This window comes from Gardnerella phocaeensis, assembly GCF_048545075.1.
Lineage (GTDB): Bacteria > Actinomycetota > Actinomycetes > Actinomycetales > Bifidobacteriaceae > Bifidobacterium > Bifidobacterium vaginale_J.
In genome coordinates this window covers 191723-208234 of sequence record NZ_JBKQXS010000002.1, presented here as the reverse complement: position 1 = coordinate 208234, position 16512 = coordinate 191723, and the positions used below count along the sequence as shown (strand labels likewise).

At 44.3% G+C, this 16512-nt stretch carries 8 protein-coding genes and 1 other RNA gene; 6 read left to right on the top strand and 3 right to left on the bottom strand.

What is annotated here, in order from left to right:
• Positions 1-431 precede the first annotated feature (431 nt).
• Positions 432-1178 carry a Bax inhibitor-1/YccA family protein gene (locus ACJV2T_RS03640; RefSeq protein WP_419399170.1) on the bottom strand — a complete coding sequence of 249 codons (747 nt, stop codon included), beginning with the start codon at positions 1176-1178 and terminating at the stop codon, positions 432-434.
• A gap of 206 nt (positions 1179-1384) precedes the next feature.
• On the bottom strand, positions 1385-2206 hold the full coding sequence (locus tag ACJV2T_RS03635) for a GTP pyrophosphokinase (RefSeq protein WP_415683764.1): 822 nt from the start codon (positions 2204-2206) through the stop codon (positions 1385-1387).
• A 142-nt stretch (positions 2207-2348) separates the two neighbouring features.
• Here ACJV2T_RS03635 and miaA point away from each other — a divergent pair, with 142 nt between their 5' ends.
• On the top strand, positions 2349-3362 hold the full coding sequence (gene miaA, locus ACJV2T_RS03630) for a tRNA (adenosine(37)-N6)-dimethylallyltransferase MiaA (protein WP_419399169.1): 1014 nt from the start codon (positions 2349-2351) through the stop codon (positions 3360-3362).
• 68 nt (positions 3363-3430) lie between these two features.
• Here the strand turns inward: miaA and ssrA are convergent.
• Positions 3431-3827, bottom strand: a transfer-messenger RNA (tmRNA) gene (gene ssrA / locus ACJV2T_RS03625).
• 417 nt (positions 3828-4244) lie between these two features.
• On the opposite strand from ssrA, the gene ACJV2T_RS03620 reads away from it, so the two are divergent.
• From ACJV2T_RS03620 to ACJV2T_RS03600, 5 genes are all read left to right on the top strand, one after another.
• Positions 4245-13172 carry an InlB B-repeat-containing protein gene (locus tag ACJV2T_RS03620; RefSeq protein WP_419399168.1) on the top strand — a complete coding sequence of 2976 codons (8928 nt, stop codon included), beginning with the start codon at positions 4245-4247 and terminating at the stop codon, positions 13170-13172.
• A gap of 157 nt (positions 13173-13329) precedes the next feature.
• Positions 13330-13542 (top strand): 50S ribosomal protein L31, encoded by a 213-nt coding sequence (gene rpmE, locus ACJV2T_RS03615; RefSeq protein WP_004113085.1) that lies wholly within the window; start codon positions 13330-13332, stop codon positions 13540-13542.
• 93 nt (positions 13543-13635) lie between these two features.
• Positions 13636-14733, top strand: coding sequence for a peptide chain release factor 1 (gene prfA / locus ACJV2T_RS03610; protein WP_004118799.1), 1098 nt, complete (start codon positions 13636-13638; stop codon positions 14731-14733).
• A gap of 52 nt (positions 14734-14785) precedes the next feature.
• Complete coding sequence (gene prmC / locus ACJV2T_RS03605; RefSeq protein WP_419399167.1) at positions 14786-15691, top strand: peptide chain release factor N(5)-glutamine methyltransferase; 906 nt, start codon at positions 14786-14788, stop codon at positions 15689-15691.
• A gap of 130 nt (positions 15692-15821) precedes the next feature.
• Positions 15822-16508, top strand: coding sequence for an L-threonylcarbamoyladenylate synthase (locus tag ACJV2T_RS03600; protein ID WP_419399166.1), 687 nt, complete (start codon positions 15822-15824; stop codon positions 16506-16508).
• Positions 16509-16512: the final 4 nt, after the last annotated feature.

Genomic DNA, 16512 nt, shown 5'->3' with positions numbered 1-16512 from the left:
GCTGGGAAGCGGCATAAACTGCGCGCGGTTGTAAAGTTTCTGCCGTTTTTTGGCGCGCAAGCGACCGTTTCTTTACACGGATGTAAAGTTTCTGCCGTTTTAGCGCGAGTAGGCGGCATAAATTTTACACCGCTGTAAAGTTTTGGTCGTTTTTTGTTACTGGTGCAGATGGTTGACTGCGTGCGCTGACGACCTGCTTGAGCGCCACCGTTTTTGGGACACTGGTGCAGATTACGTACTGCGCGAGTAACGCTAAAACGCAATTATTCGTTACTAACGCAGATTACATACTGCGCCAGTGTCTGAAAACAAGCAAAATGAAGACACTCGCGCAGAACTCCACTGCGCATAATAGAAAAACCCTGCCAAATACTAATCTGGCAGGGTTAAATATCTAAGCAACTAACACACGTATGTTAGTTTTAGTATTATTAATCTCTATTATCTCCAAGCAACTCTAGCAAGTAGATGAATATATTAATGAAGTCCAAGAACAGCTGGAATGCGCAGAAAATAGATACTTTCTTAACCATTTCAGGCTGATTTTCATATTGTGCAAGTAATGCGCGAGTTTGCTGAGCGTCGTAAGCTGTTAAACCTGCAAAAATAACGATGCCAATTCCAGCCATAAGACGCATTGTTCCAGTATCTTGCCCAATAAACGAAATAATAATTTGCGCAACAACGAATACAAGTAATGCAACCATTAAAATTGGACCAGCTTTAAGCAAATCCTTTTTTGTAGTAAGTGCAAGCATTGTCAAGCACAGGAAGAATCCTGCAGTTAAAGCAAATACTAATGCCACAGATCCAAGGCTAAATACTTGAAAAACTGAGCTTAAAGTAAATCCTGTTAAAGCAGCATAAGCATAGAACAAAACTCGTACTGTTGTCTCACTCATCTTCATTAAACGCGTTCCAAGAACAACTGCTATCACAACCTGAGCAATTGCCAACATCATCCAACCCCATCCGCGGGTTGCAAACATAAATCTAAGCCAGAAATTACCGCTTTGAGTGAACAGTGCCACAAGAGTTGTAACAATCAATCCAAGCGTCATTTCGCCATAAGTGCGTCCTACTGAAACTCTTTTTGCTTCTTCAAAAGCATATGTTGCCTGAGTGTCAATAACCTCAGGAGCACCGCTTTTGTAATAATCTTGAGTAAAGTTTGTCATTATTTCTCCTTAACAGCTATGAAATAAAACGCTGTCAAGACAACGTTCTCACATAATTATAATTAAAGCATCTGGGAAAATGCTAAAAAATGTAACGAAATTTAGTACGTTTGCACAATAAGCTGGTTTTCGTATTGCGTAATCTTGCGCTTAATATTGCGTAAAATTGCGCCTAATCTTGCGTAAGCTTGCGCTTCGTATTTGTATTATGCCTTACTATTAGGTGCCTCTTCAACTTGAGGAGCACCATTAATATCGCGATGAATACCTTGCATTTGTGTTTCAATATTTTGCAAGCTATGCGCGCAATCGAGCAAAGTTTGAGAGTGTTCAGCCAACTTTGCATCCGGCAAACCGGCTTTGTACCTTAAAGCATGCTCCAAGCTAGCCCAATAATCCATCGCAATAGTTCGGAATTGCACTTCAACTGGCGTGTAGTGTGCTCCAGAAGACAAGAACACAGGAACTGCATAAATTACGTGCAAACTGCGGTATCCATTAGGTTTTGGATTCTTAATATAATCCTTAACTTGCAATACTTGAATGTCTGTTTGTTTAGAAAGATATTGCGCTACAGAATACACATCGTCGCAGTAATTGCAAATTACGCGAATTCCAGCTACGTCGAAAAGATTATCGCGTATAGAGCGTGTGGAAATATCTAGATGACGTCTCTGCAGCTTCTCAAAAATTGAGTGCACTGATTTAAGACGACGTTCCATGTGATGAATTGGGTCGTGAGAGAACCGCACCTGAAATTCGCTATCTAGAATCTCGAGCTTTGTACTTATTTCGTACATTGCTCCTTCGTAAATTTGCATCATGTTTACAAATTCGTCGATTTGGTCTTCAGGAAGCATAAGCGAATTAGTTTTGCCGCATTGGGAGCAATTTTGTTGGTTTTTTGTATTGCTTACGTTGCTGCTTACGTTGCTGCTTACATTGCTGCTTTCATTAGCTGCTTCGTTGCTATGAAGACGCGCATAGAGTTCTGCTGCGTTTACGCAGTTATGACGATCAAGTATCACGTCTTTTAATAATACTATAAAAACTGCTAAACGTCTGGGAGTGCGTATGTAAATGTAATATTCTTTGTAAAGCGTGATATAAATATCTTAGGTAGTTGTGCGCAAGCAAAATCTAGCAAAGTATTTTGACGGGGAGTGTATTTTGTCTGAAAATAAGCAGGATAATATTCCTAAAGTAATTTCGATAGTTGGTCCTACAGCTTCAGGCAAAACTAGTCTTGGTATTGCGCTTGCGAAAAAATTAGCTGAGCGCGGGATTCGCGCGGAAATCATCAACGCAGACGCGTATCAAATGTATCGTTACATGGATATTGGTACGGCGAAGGCGAGCACACAGGAGCAAGCGGAAGTACCTCACCATTTGCTTGACATTATTGATCCTGAAGAAACTATGACGGTTGCGCGCTTTCAAACTCTTGCCAGGAAGTGTATTGGTGAGCTGCAATCGCGCGGTGTGAGGCCGATTTTAGTTGGAGGATCGGGATTGTATGCGCGTGCTGCTGTGGATGATATTACATTTCCAGGCACGGATGAGTCTATTCGTGCAGCTTTGGAGGAGCGCGAGCGCAAAGAGGGAGCAGGTGCGCTGTTTGATGAGTTGAAGCAGAAGGATCCGGTTGCTGCAGCGAATATGGATGCGCGCAATCCGCGACGTACAATTCGCGCGCTTGAAGTGATTGAGCTTACAGGAAAGCCTTATTCCGCAACGCTTCCGAAGTATAAGTATGTGATTGATTGCGTGCAAATTGGCTTAGATTTGCGTCGTGAAGATTTAGATAAGCGCGTGGATTTACGTACGCAAATTATGCGTGAGCAGGGTTTTGTGGATGAGGTGCGCGCGATTCGAGGGCGATTGGGCGTGACTGCAGTTCGTGCTCTCGGCTATCAGCAGATTATGGATTATTTGGATGGCGTTTGGAGTGAGGATGAGGCTTTTGCGGATATTGCGCAAAAAACTCGACGACTTGCGCGCAAGCAAATGGGTTGGTTTGGTAGGGATGCTCGCATCCACTGGTTGGACGCGTTGCGACCGGATCTTGCGGAAGCTGCGCTCGCAATCGTTGATGCTGCGGACGCGGGGGAGTTTGATTGCGATAATTCTGATGATGCTGAGCACGCTACTCAGCATCATCTCGGAGATGCTTTTGACGCTTAATTTAAGCCTTGAAAATATTGGGTTTTGCTACAAAAAACGCCACTGCTTGATGAGTGGCGTTTTTGCGTTTGTGGAGTCGCGGGGAATTGAACCCCGGTCCGGTGACCGTACCCTCGGTCTTCTACGTGCGTAGTCTGCTGACCGTGCGGCAGTTTTTCTGCCCCCATGTTATCGCAGACAATTCATGGCGAGCATATCTACAGTAAAAGTCCCTGAATTGCCCTGCAGCCCGGCAATTCAAGCAAGTCTTCTAATGACGTTCAGCACCACCCCGAAGACGTGAGTGGGTGAACGGAGCAGCTGCTCACTGGTTAATCCTGGCGCGAAGCTCAGGCAGCGAGAGCGAACTCAGTGCGATTAGATTTAGCACTTATTCTTTTGCGAAAGGACGTTTACGAGTGGACTTTCGCATTCTCGGCACGCTTCCCCGCGGCGAACAGATCACCGTCGAAACCGATCGACCCCTTTTGATTTTTCAAACAATCGTTGTGCTAAAACACAATCGTTGTGCTAGAGCACATTTGTTACTCTAAAGCACACGTTTTTATATTGTATCATATTTTAACGAAACGAAGCGATTGAGCGCTTATTCCTCATGGCATAGCAGTTCGCCTACCGCATGATGAGATGTGAGTCCTCACTGAGCTTATTCCTAACGTCATAGCAGTTCGCCTGATTTTATGGGGGGGGGGGTATCGATTATTGTATTATTAGTTAGGTGATTTTATTTGCCAGCATAAATATGCGTTGTAGTTGATTTGTAATGAATAAAAAATTATAACAAATGTTTATTTTATGTTCATATACTGTATTCATGTATAATATATGAAGATCTATAAGTATGCGCGGTTTACTTGAAATTGGTTGGAGTGAGGAGAAATAATGTCAGAGCGTAAAGATTTATATGGTGATAATAAACCAAAGAGAACACTTCGTAAGGCTCATGCTGTGAAGCGTTCTCGTGCTTTACGCAAGGGAGTTGCTGGAGTTGCTGTTGCTTCAACTTTGGCAATGATGCTGCCGTCTGTTGTGGCTTCTGCGCTTCAGCCTACTCAAAAAGATATTATCAATGCGTCTAATACGACGCAAAAAATGGGCAAAGGTAAGCCTGATGTAGAAGAATTGAACATGCAGCGTTGGGGTGCTGGCGTGCTCAATAAGAGTGCTCAAACTCAGAAGTTTGTAGAGCTTGCACGTCATGATGCACAAATACAACAGTTGCGCGAAGCACAACAGCGTGAGATTGAGCAGCGTGAAATCAATAAGAGTGAAGCAAAACAGCACGAATCGCAACAACAAGAAGCACAACAGAGCGAAATTGACTCACAGTTAGGCAGTTCTAATGCCGTTGGACCTGCTGGATCTGCTGAAGTAAGTGCGCCTGCGCCAGTGCAGAATACAAATGCACAACCTGCAAGCACTCACGCAGAAAATACGAATACAGTAAGTGCTGCAAATACGCCGAAAGTGCGTAAGCCTAGGTCTATTGAGAATAACGGTGGTGATAATAGCGGGAGTAGTGTACCTTCTGCGGCAAATGTAACTGCATCTCCTGCTGCATCTTCTGCAAATAATACAGCTGCAACTCCGACGACTGCTCCTGCAAGCAATACAACTGCACCGTCTTCTCCTGCAACTCCTACAAGTACAGGTGCTGGAAGTACAGCGAACCCAAGTTCAGAAACACCAAGTGCGCAAAACAATGCACAGGTGCAGGGTACGCAAGGGCAAAGTGCAGGCAGTGCTGCACAAGGGCAAAGTGCAGAAAATCCAACTGCACAAGGCACTGCACAAGGTTCGCATGATAATGCGCAAGGTGCAGGTGTAGGTACAGGTTCCACAGGCAAAGATAAAAGCGCTACGCCTTCAACTACTGGCTCAACACCTACTTCAGAGCCTGGGTCTGCTTCGAATAATGATCCAACGCCTTCACCTTCTTCTACACAGGGCTCTGGCATACAGAACACTGGCACACCGACCGCTGGCACACCGAACACTGACACATCGAACACTGGCTCAGCAACTAATAACACAGCAACTGATCCAAATAGCCAGGTAATTAAGCCGAATGAGCAGCATCCAACGGCTGGTGACCAAAACACTGCCAACGAACAGGTACAAACCGACAAAAAGCCAAGAGCTACGTACAATTTGAAAATTCGCTATACGATTGGCGGTGCTGCGAACAAGCAGCTTGTGCAGCCTTATGAGCTTACTATTGACAAAGAAGGCTTCGATAATCTCGGCAAAGACGGCAAGTATGAATACATTGAGCTTCCAAAGGCTGCTGGATACCGCCCTTCCGTATATCATTCCGGTGATTACCAGTACTACGTTAAAAAAGGTGAAGGAGCTAACAGCAAGTTTGTTATTGACGATGGCACGGATGCGGATGCTATTCGCTACTTGCGTTTGGACAAGAAGCTGATTACTGATTACGCTGTAAAGGAAAGGCCGGCTGTTGGGGGCAACAACGTCGCTCAAGCTCCGCAAACTTCGCAGTCTCAAACAACAACGTCGACATCAACTACGCAATCCTCATCCTCTACGGATCCAAAAGCAGAAGACGGCATTCAGTACTACGGCGAGTTGAACATCAACTACGCTCCTAAAACAGCTAAGTACTATGTTCGTCACTTGTTGCAACAAATTGACGATAAGAACGAGTTTAAGGAAGCTGCAAATCTTGGCATTGGTAAGACTATTACAGTAACTCACAAAGATGGCACAACAGAACGTATTCACGTCACTGAAGTTACTGGAACTGTTGGCTCAGATGTGAGCGCTATAGCTCTGTACATTCCAGGCTACGAGCCGGAACATAATCTTATTAGCTCGCCACTTTCGGATTCTGAAGACGAAAAAGACAAGCTGATTTTGAACCTTCGCTACTACCGTAAAGCGTATGAAGTTACTTATGATTCTGTTGGCGGCACAGATATTACTGCTCAAAAAGTGTATTACCAGCAACCTGTGCCAAAAGTTGCAACGCCAACTAGGCGTGGCTACACGTTTAAGGGTTGGTCTGTAGTTGATTCTAGCCAAGAGAGCGATCCTCTCTATGCTGATAATACTATTGTTTCTCTTGATGACTACAAGATGCCGGATCACAATGTGCAATTCCGTGCTAATTGGGAAGCGAACAAGACTACCAGCTACCGCGTGAATGTGTGGGTGCAAAAAGCTGATTTGGTTGACAAAGAGCATCCGGATTCGCTTGCAAACTACGACTTTGTTGGTCTTGTTGAGCGCAAGAATGTGCAAACAGACAGCGTTGTCGCACTTGATAAGATGAATGATGCAGGCGTTATTAAGGACGCTAATGTGCTTAATGGCGAAAGCGTAGATAATTATGTAGAAAACCCGGAACTCGGCTTAACTAAAGAAGAGTTGCAGGGCACAGATTCTGAACATAAGACTGGCTTAATTTCAAAGTTCAACTGGATGAACGATACGGCTGTAACAAACTTAGACGGGTATGATACTGATAATCCTGGTGCTGCTGGAAACAAAGGCCATGATTTATTCACGCGCTACTTCCATGTGAATAAGGAGCTTACTAAAAAGCTTAATCGTGAGGAACATTATCTTGTGCCGGGCCGCTCAGATTTAGGCAAACGTAGTAAATCGCAGCTTTGCGCGAACGACTTAAACAACACTCTTAACTTAGTTTACGACCGCAAAGAGTACGAGCTTATTTTTGCTAAGCCTGTTGGCGTAGATAGTGGCAAAAATGTTGCTATAAAAAGAAAAGACGAAAATGGCAAAACAACTATTTATTGCTATGCTGGCGGTGGCGATTGCTCAACGAAGTATGATGGTAAACCTGATGATAGTAGTGGAACTGAGATTAACCATAAAGGTTACCGCGTAAATGTTCGTTACGGTCAAAAGCTTACTGATATTTGGCCTGATGTAAGTGAATTAGATTTTAATGGAGAAGATATAGGCTCTTTAGGATGGCGGCTTGGATATGCAGGGGATGTAATATATCGTGACACTCCTCCGTATCGTTTTACTAAAGAAGAATTTGCTGACCCTAGTTTGCGTGCTGTTTTTAAAAAAAATCAAAAAGACAAAGTAGCACCTAAAATTAGCGATAATCCTGATAGTGATCCAAATAATACATACGAGTTAAAAGATAATCAGCGTCTGCTTACTGCTGATAGCAGTAGTCAAAGTGAGCCTATACAGGTGATTATTAGGAAGCAAAGTATTGCATCCGCTAAAAGCGTTAAAAAGGGTGATGAGATAAGCGATGATGACTACGAGCTTTCTACCGATTCTTATAGCAAAGATGATACTCCCAACACTGACTATGATTATCCAGCTCCATCTATTGCTGGTTTTAATCCTGCTGATGGTTATGATACGACAAAAGTTGGTGATGATTTTGATTCAGGCGACTTTGAAGATAAGCTGGAAGAGTGGTATAACGAATCTCATGGTCATGGGGATTGGGATGATTTAAGTGATGATGAGAAGAAAGCTTTTGCTAAAAAGTATCATTTAGCATTTAGAAAATTTAGGGGTGTTCCAGTAGATGAACAAGAAAATTATAAAGGTGATGATGCAACTGAATTTGATAAAAACAAACCACTTGAGTTTAAGTATGACCGCCAGTCGTACGATGTGCAGTTTTATAATGCGGACGGCAAGGCTATAAACAATACAAAGGGCGCTGCTACAGAGAGCTTGCCGTTTGAGTATAGCTTGACTAAGCGCGGCAAAAAAGATTTGACGGGCGAAGATAAAGATTTATACGGAAACGATAAGTCTTACGATGCTTCTGTAACTAAAGACAATGCTAGCGATAAGTCTAAGCAGTTCGACGGCAAGTACACTTTCACGCTTAACGGCAAAACTTACTCAATCGAACGCCCTGATAATTTGCCAAAAGACTACGTGTTTAAAGGCTGGGCTGTTGATCAAGCTGGCACTCAGTTTATAAATGGCGAAAACAAAGATATTACAGTGCCAGTCAACGGCATTAAGCTTTACGCTGCGTGGGGTGCTCCAACTGATATTCAGCACACTGTAACGTTTGACTACCATATGCCTGAAACTGATGAAAGCGGCAATGAAATAAGTGGCTCCGACGTAGTTGTGGAAAAGCAGTTCAATCACTACCAAGTTATTGACGAAAAGAAAATAACCACCCCAACTCGCAAAGGCTACGACTTCTACGGCTGGGAGCTTGCTAAAAAAGGCAATGAGGTAGTACCTGCTAATACTCCATACGCTTTTGGCAACAAAGTAGTAGAAGATATAACGCTTAGAGCTGTGTGGGTTCAAGATACTCGCTACAACGGCACTTTTAAGCACATATTCTTAAAGCCAGGCGTAACGATTGCTGATTATAAGAATGCTACTGATGCTGCAGCCAAGGCTGCGATGGTAGACCACATTTCTACTCAAACGGTTTCCGGCTTGCGCGAGCATTTGCGCTACAATGCGGAAGCAGTCTACAGCGACGAAACGCACTTCCCAGATAAGCAGTTCACGAGCTTTGAAGCTTCGAAGGACGAGGATCAGAATACTGGCGAGTTTATTTACCAAACGTATAATACGCGCAAGTATAGGGTTCGCTATGTAACTACCGACAAAGACGGCAACGAAAAGGAACTTCTTCCAGAAAGCGAAGTCAGCTCTGTAAATCGAAAGTACGACGTAGCGTTCTACAAGCCGATTGAAGGCTTTATGCCAGAAACTACGCAGCAGAATATTGAATACGCTACTGGCGAGGATGGCAAGCAAATTGGCGAAAAAACAATCACCTTCAAATATAAAGACGTTCGCGTGCTTAAGCGCAAGTATATTGCTGAGAAGCCTAATGCTGAGAAGCCTCCGTATCGCCCGGATCACTACACGCGCTACGTGTTCAAAGTGGCCGATGGTCAAGGCTCTATGGGCAGCGTTGTTGACTGGCAGAAAAAGGATGTAGCTGACGGTTCTGCTCTTGTGTACGATGCAATTAAGGGCACGAAGGCATATCAGATGCCGCTTCCAACAGTTAAAGCAAAGCCTGGATTTGAGTTTGATGGCTGGACTTCGCAAATCGGTTCGTATGCCCCTGGCTCTACGGAGATTAAGTATGATACCGGCTTAACGCGTTTGCCGATTCGCTCCGAAGAGCAGAACAGCCCTGAAGTAATTTACAGTGCTAACTTCAAGCTAAAAGCTCCTATTGCCGCAGCTCCGCAAGTGCTTACGCCACTTGAGAATATTAGTACTGAAAGTGGCGAGTCTGCTAAGAAGCTTATAACGAATGCTGATGAGTATCCAGATGGTGCTACGTTCTCATTCGGCAAAGACGAAAAGTTTGACAACACTCCAGGCTTGCACAAGATTAAAGTGAAAGTATCGCTTAACGGCAACACTGCTGAAGCTGAAGTGCTGTACCGCGTTCTGCCGGATTTGGTGTATGCAAGTGATTGGGATAAGTTTAAAGCTACCGAGTACGGCAGCAAGCATGCTGGCGATTACGCGCCTATCACCTTTACTGGTAGTAACGATGAAGGCACTATTATTGGTCACGATACGACTGACACTACTCATCCTGCTGGCGAAAAAACTACGCTAACTGCTTATGTTTATAAGCATAAGGATGTTAGAGTCAACGTGCCGCAAGCTTTCGGCATGGATCATGGTAAAGATAACTACCACTATGTGTTCAAGGGATGGACTACTGACGCTGAAACCGACCCTGCAAAGATAACTAATTACGATATCGATTCTGAAAGCCGTTATAAAGATATTACGGTGAACGTTGATGCTGGCAAAATTTACACCGCTGTTTATAAGAAGATTGAATATTTCTCGAGTTCGTCCGACAACGGAACAGTTCCTAAGGATTCTGTAGTTGCAATCTTCAAGCCTGCTCCAAAACGAAAGTGGAAGGACGGCACAGACGGCCCTAAGGTGTTCTATGTAAAGAAGGGCGCTAATCTTGCTGATATTACAGTAAAAGTTACGGATAGCGATGGTAAGATTACCGACGTGAAGGCGTTAGATTTCCTCCAAAACAATCTTACCAACCCTACTGGCAAGTGGTCTCGAAGCAGCATGATTAATGGCAAAGAAAAAGTAACGCCTATAGACGATGTTTCGGATTGGAAAGTCAACGAGCCATTCCAAGAGTTCGTGGCAGGTCAAACTCCTTGGACAGAGCCAGAAGTGCAGACTGATTACTTGGTTGCTGTGCAAGATAAGCGTGACACGCTTCCGAAGTTAGAAGAATATTTGACAAATCTTGCTGATTTGAAGAAAGATGCAGATGCTAAGGGTGATATAGAAGACGTAAAAATCGAATACGATTTGCCTAAAGGTAAGGATCCAAAAGACTTTGAAGATAAAATGCTTAAGAAGCCTTCTTTGTACACTGTGCCTCTAAAGATTACAGTAAATTACAAGGATGGCGCTAAGCCTGAAACCTATAAGCGCGTTGCTCGCCTTAAGGTTATTTATCAGTTGATGTACGATAAGAGCCTACCGAAGAAGCCTGATAGCCATACTGAGCCTGGTTCTCAGCAGCCTGGTGGTGGTTCTCAGCCTGGTACTACTACTGAAACTACTCTTACTGGTGTTGCTGCAGAGCGTGATCTTGTTCTCAATAAGGATAAGTATGTTAAGGTCAACTTTATAAATGCCAATCAAATTGATCATAAAGACCAGGGCAGCCTTGATAAGGATGCGACTAAGCTGTACTACGTTCTTAAAAACGACGTTACGGGCGTAAAAGCCCCACAAGCTGTTGGCGAAGATTATGATGCTGATGGATATCATTATGTGTTCAAAGGCTGGAGGAAGCTTAACAATTTTGTTGATCTTAATGCGAATAATACTGCTCGCCGCGCAAAGCGAAGCTTAGTAGATCAACCTACAATTCCTTTCACTACTTTGATGGTAAGTGAACCAACATCTGTAACTAGCGTTAATGTACAAGGCTCGGATTATGGCAAGTTGTTAACGAATGATGATATTCGTAAAGAAAAGTATTCTGAAAATACTACATACCAAGCAGTGTATGAAAAGGTGATGAACATCATCGACGCAAAGAGTAATGAGAAAGTTCCAGATAACTACGTGCCGTATGTGTTCTTACCAGCTTTCGGAAGAAAGTGGGATGATGGATCATATAAACCGAAAGTTATCTACTTTAAGTCCGATAGTACTAAGTATGATGATGACGTTACTGGCAAAACTAATGAGTTGAAGAACCGGCTTAAGAACTTTAGCAAGTGGGAAGTTTATGATGCAGGCAACAAACCTGTTCCGTTAACTGACACAAATAAGAATAGACAAATTCGCGTATATGTTGCAAATCAGATTGCTGATATGCCTGTGAATGTATCTCAGTTTGTCAGAAGTGTTGGAGATGAAGTGCCTGCTCCTGATGAGCTTGTGTCTGGTGTCGATCCTAATAACCTAGAGATTGCGGGCATGCACGGTGCTGGTGTAGTTTATTCTTCTGGTGCCAATTCTGTTCGAATTGTGAAGCCTGGCATTACTACTGTTAGAGTGAAGGTCGAAACATCTGATCCAAATAAGAAGGGTGCAAAGATAGTACGTTATGAAAATGTACCTATTCAAGTGCTTCCTAATGTAATCTCAGAACGAGATTTGCCTTCAGGCGGCAGTCAAGCAGGAAAGTTTATTCTAGAAAACTACACAAAGGTAACGTATGTAGCTGGCAATGGCGGAACTATGCAGTCACCAATGCATACATACTGGGTGCGTAAAGATAGAATGTCTGAAATAAAGAATTATATTCCAGACGTTCTTGCTAACAAAGGTTACATATTCAAGAATTGGGATGAAGTATCTTACTCTAAACATATTGATACCATCTATAACAGTGCTGATAACCACAAATCAACTGATATTGAGCGTGAAACATTAGCTAATACTGCTGAACGCTATGGCATGTCGTTTACAGCTAATATAATCCGCAAATCTAAGAATTCTACATTTGCGGCTATAAAGAATATTCTTGCTGAAGCTATAAATAACGAGAATATGAGTTATGAAGCAAGTCGTGATAGATTGGCTATTGTTGCTGAAACATTAGGAAAGTCATATACAGCAAAAATAATTCGTAATTCAAAACGCTCAAGTATTGAAGCTTTGAAGAATTTACTTGTGCAAGCTGGTATTACTGACGCCGATATTGCAATGGTATTCCCAGAAAGAGAAACCATTATTACCGCAAACTTCGAGAAGATGGCTCCTATGAAGTTTAAGTTTAGTGGTTCTGCTCGCGAGGGTATTCTAACGAACTTCAGATTGCAAAACATGACTGAAGGTGATGTTAATAACACAACGGTTACGGTAGACGGCAAGGCAGTAACTATTAACAAGTTAGTTCCTCAAGGCTTGATTTCTGTAAACGGCATTAACGCAAATTGCGCTGGCACTGCTTGCACGATTTCCGGCACTCCGAAGATTGTAAACGGAAAGCCAAAAGTTGAGCTAACGTTTACTACTACAGACGAGTACGGTCGCCAAGCGGAAATTACTGTTGAAATTGATGTGATTTCTGAGAGTAAACCTGCTCCAGCGCCTGTGCCAGATTTTGCGCCTTCTGTGATTCCTGAAGCTCAAGTTATAGAGCCTGAGGTTGAGCAGCCGGAGCAGCCTGAGCCAGAAGAGCCGCAACCAGAGCCAGAGTCAAAGCCTGTGCTCGCCAAGACTGGTAGCGATACGTCTAGAGTTGCATCCGCTGGTATTTTGTCGTCAGCAATCGCAGCAATTGGTCTCACGGTTGTAAAGACTGGCAAGCACCATCGCAAGCGTCGCAATAATAAATAATTTATTTAAATTTGGAGCGTTTGAATTTTTCATGCGCTCCATTTTTATGCGAATTATAAGCGCGTCGAGGGTGGTGACTAAAATAACGAAGGTTCCGGTTCACGCTTAGCTATTGGGGCTTTGCGACCCGGGTCGCCCGAATTCCATAGGAGACATTATGAAGCAGGGTATTCATCCCGACTATCACGCAGTGCAGGTTACCTGCTCTTGCGGAGACACTTTCGTAACTCGTTCCACCGCTGATGGAGATCACATGACGGTTGACGTGTGCTCAAAGTGCCACCCATTCTATACCGGTAAGCAGAAGATTCTCGACACCGGCGGCCGCGTGGCTCGCTTCGAGAAGCGCTACGGTAAGAAGACTAAGTAGCTTTTGTGACGCCAGCCCTGCTTTCGTGTAACTCGCGGAATCGGGGCTGGCGTTTTATGTGTTAAATTAAATATTTTTAACTTAAGGAATATGATGGCTGAGTCAGTAGAGGAACAGTTCCCGGCAGCAGTTACCGCGTTAGAAGAGTATCGCGATATTGAAAGTCGTATGGGTAGTCCGGAAGTTGCGTCAAATCCGGACGCTATTCGAAAACTCGGCCGCAGGCATGCAGAACTCGGCTCAATCGTAAACGCTTACCTCAACTACAAGCAGCTTTGCGACGACTTTGAAGCTGCAAACGAAATGGCAAGCGACGATCCAGATTTTGCTGAAGAAGCTAAGCGATTAGAAGAGCAACTCCCAGCAGCAAAAGAAAAGCTTCGCACAGCGCTAATTCCTAGGGATCCGGATGATGCGCGCGATATGATTATGGAAATTAAAGCTGGCACAGGCGGCGAAGAAGCTGCATTATTTGCTGGCGATTTATTGCGTATGTACATGCGTTACGCAGAAAAGCGCGGCTGGACTACCGTAATCCAAAGCGAAAATTCAACGGAACTTGGTGGCGTAAAAGACGTTCAGCTTGCGATTCGCGCAAAAGGCACGCCTGCTCCAGAAGACGGCGTGTGGGCAAGCATGAAGTATGAGGGCGGCGTTCATCGCGTGCAACGAATCCCAGTTACGGAATCACAGGGGCGCATTCAAACTTCCGCAGCCGGCGTAATCGTGTTCCCAGAAGCAGACGAAGATGACGACGAGATTGAAATCGATCCAAAAGACTTAAAAATCGACATCTTCATGAGCTCCGGTCCTGGCGGACAGTCCGTGAACACTACTTATTCCGCGGTTCGCATGACGCATATTCCAACCGGAATTGTTGTTAGCATGCAAGATGAAAAGTCGCAGATTCAAAACCGTGCGGCAGCACTTCGCGTATTAAAGTCTCGTTTGCTTGCTATGAAGCACGAGCAGGAAGCGGCTGAGGCGGCAGATATGCGTCACTCGCAGGTGCGCTCGTTGGACCGTTCTGAGCGAATCCGCACGTACAATTTCCCAGAAAATCGTATTGTGGATCATCGCACGAATTACAAGGCTTACAATCTTGACCAGGTTCTTGACGGCGACTTGCAGCCTGTTATCGACAGTGATATTCAGGCGGATGAAGCTGACCGCTTAGCGCAAGCCAAGTAAGTAACTTAAGTAAGTTAAGTAAAATTACTGAAATAACCATACGGTTCTTAAAATGCGCGAACTTTTGCAAAATGCTATTGCGCGTCTTCGTGAAGCAGGCGTGGAGTCTGCGGAATACGACGCGCGTTTGCTGCTGGCTAAAGCTTGCGGCGTAAGCTTAGCTGAGCTGAACAAGGCGCTAATACTTGGCGATTTAACCGATTTTTCGCATGATTACGCTAGAAAATATAGCGATTTTGTATCTAGGCGTGCTTCTCGCGAGCCGTTGCAGCATATTGTTGGTCACGCGCCTTTTCGCTACTTGGATTTGCAAGTTGGTAAGGGCGTGTTTGTGCCGCGGCCAGAAACAGAAGTTGTTGTTGAAGCTGGCTTGGATTGGCTTAGAGAATCTGGTATTAGCAAGCCTACGGTAGTTGATTTATGCGCTGGTTCGGGCGCAATCGGATTGTCGATTGCAACGGAAGTTGAAGACGCGCAAGTATGGGCTGTAGAAAAATCTACTGAAGCTTTCCAATATTTGCAAAAAAATTTTGAAGAAACTGCAAAGAATTACGAAAATATGCAGATTTCCAGTCGCTATCATGCTGTTCTTGCAGACGCAACCAAAGCGCATGTTCCGGATTTAACTCCGGAACTTGCACAAATTTGCGGCAAAGTAGATTTAGTAATCACGAATCCGCCTTACGTGCCGGAAAATCAGGTGCCGGAACAGGTTGAAGTGCGCGAATATGATCCGCCAATTGCGCTGTATGGCGGCTCTGCGGACGGCTTGCGTATTCCGGAACAGATTATGCACGTGGCTTTTGAGCTGCTTCGCTGTGGGGGAGCGATGGTGATGGAGCACGATATTTCGCAAGGAGATGCGCTTAAAAAGTATGCGGAAAGCGTAGGTTTTTCGCGTGCTAGAGTTGGAAACGACTTAACTGGCAGACCGCGATACACTTTTGCGCAAAAGTAAGATTTGACTCAAACGAAAGATTTGACTCAAACGAAAGACTTTACTCAAACGAAAGACTTGACTCAAACAGAATAAAATAAGCAAATAAACAAAAGCAACAAGATAAATAAAAGCAACAAAAGAGGCAAAAATGAGCAAAATTTGCAATATCAACGAGGAATCACTGCAAATGGCAGCGCAAATTATTAACGAGGGTGGCGTAATCGTAGTACCAACTGACACCGTGTACGGCGTTGCTTGCGACCCGTTTAACGAAGCTGCAGTTGCAAAAATTTACGAGCTTAAGCGCAGACCGCGCACGAAGGCGCTGCAAATTTTAATGAGCGGAGTGAAAGATTTAGAAAAACTTGGGCTGTATTTGCCGTCTCCGCTGGATATTTTAGGCAAAAAGTTCCTTCCGGGTGGATATTCTCCGATTGCGCGCGCGAAGAAAGGCTCGGTTGCTTCAAATCTTGCAACGCTGTGCAAAACGAATGAAACTGATGAGAAAACTCAAGCAACTCAAGCAGCTGAAGCAACTGAAGCAACTCAAGGCGTGCGCGTGCCGGATTGCCCGGAATTAATGCAAATTCTGCGCGTTACAGGTCCTTTGGCTGCTTCTAGCGCGAATCGCAGCGGTAACGAAAGTGCAGACAGTGTCGAGGAGGCATTTGAGGCTTTCGGCAACGAAATTCCGCTGTATTTGAACGCAGGCCCGACTCGCTCGCACGTGGCAAGCACGGTAGTTGGCGCGGATTCAAGCGATAAAGACGGCATTGTGATTTTGCGCGAAGGTGTGATTTCGGAGCGCGAAATTCGCAATGCGTTAAGTGAGTAAGTTT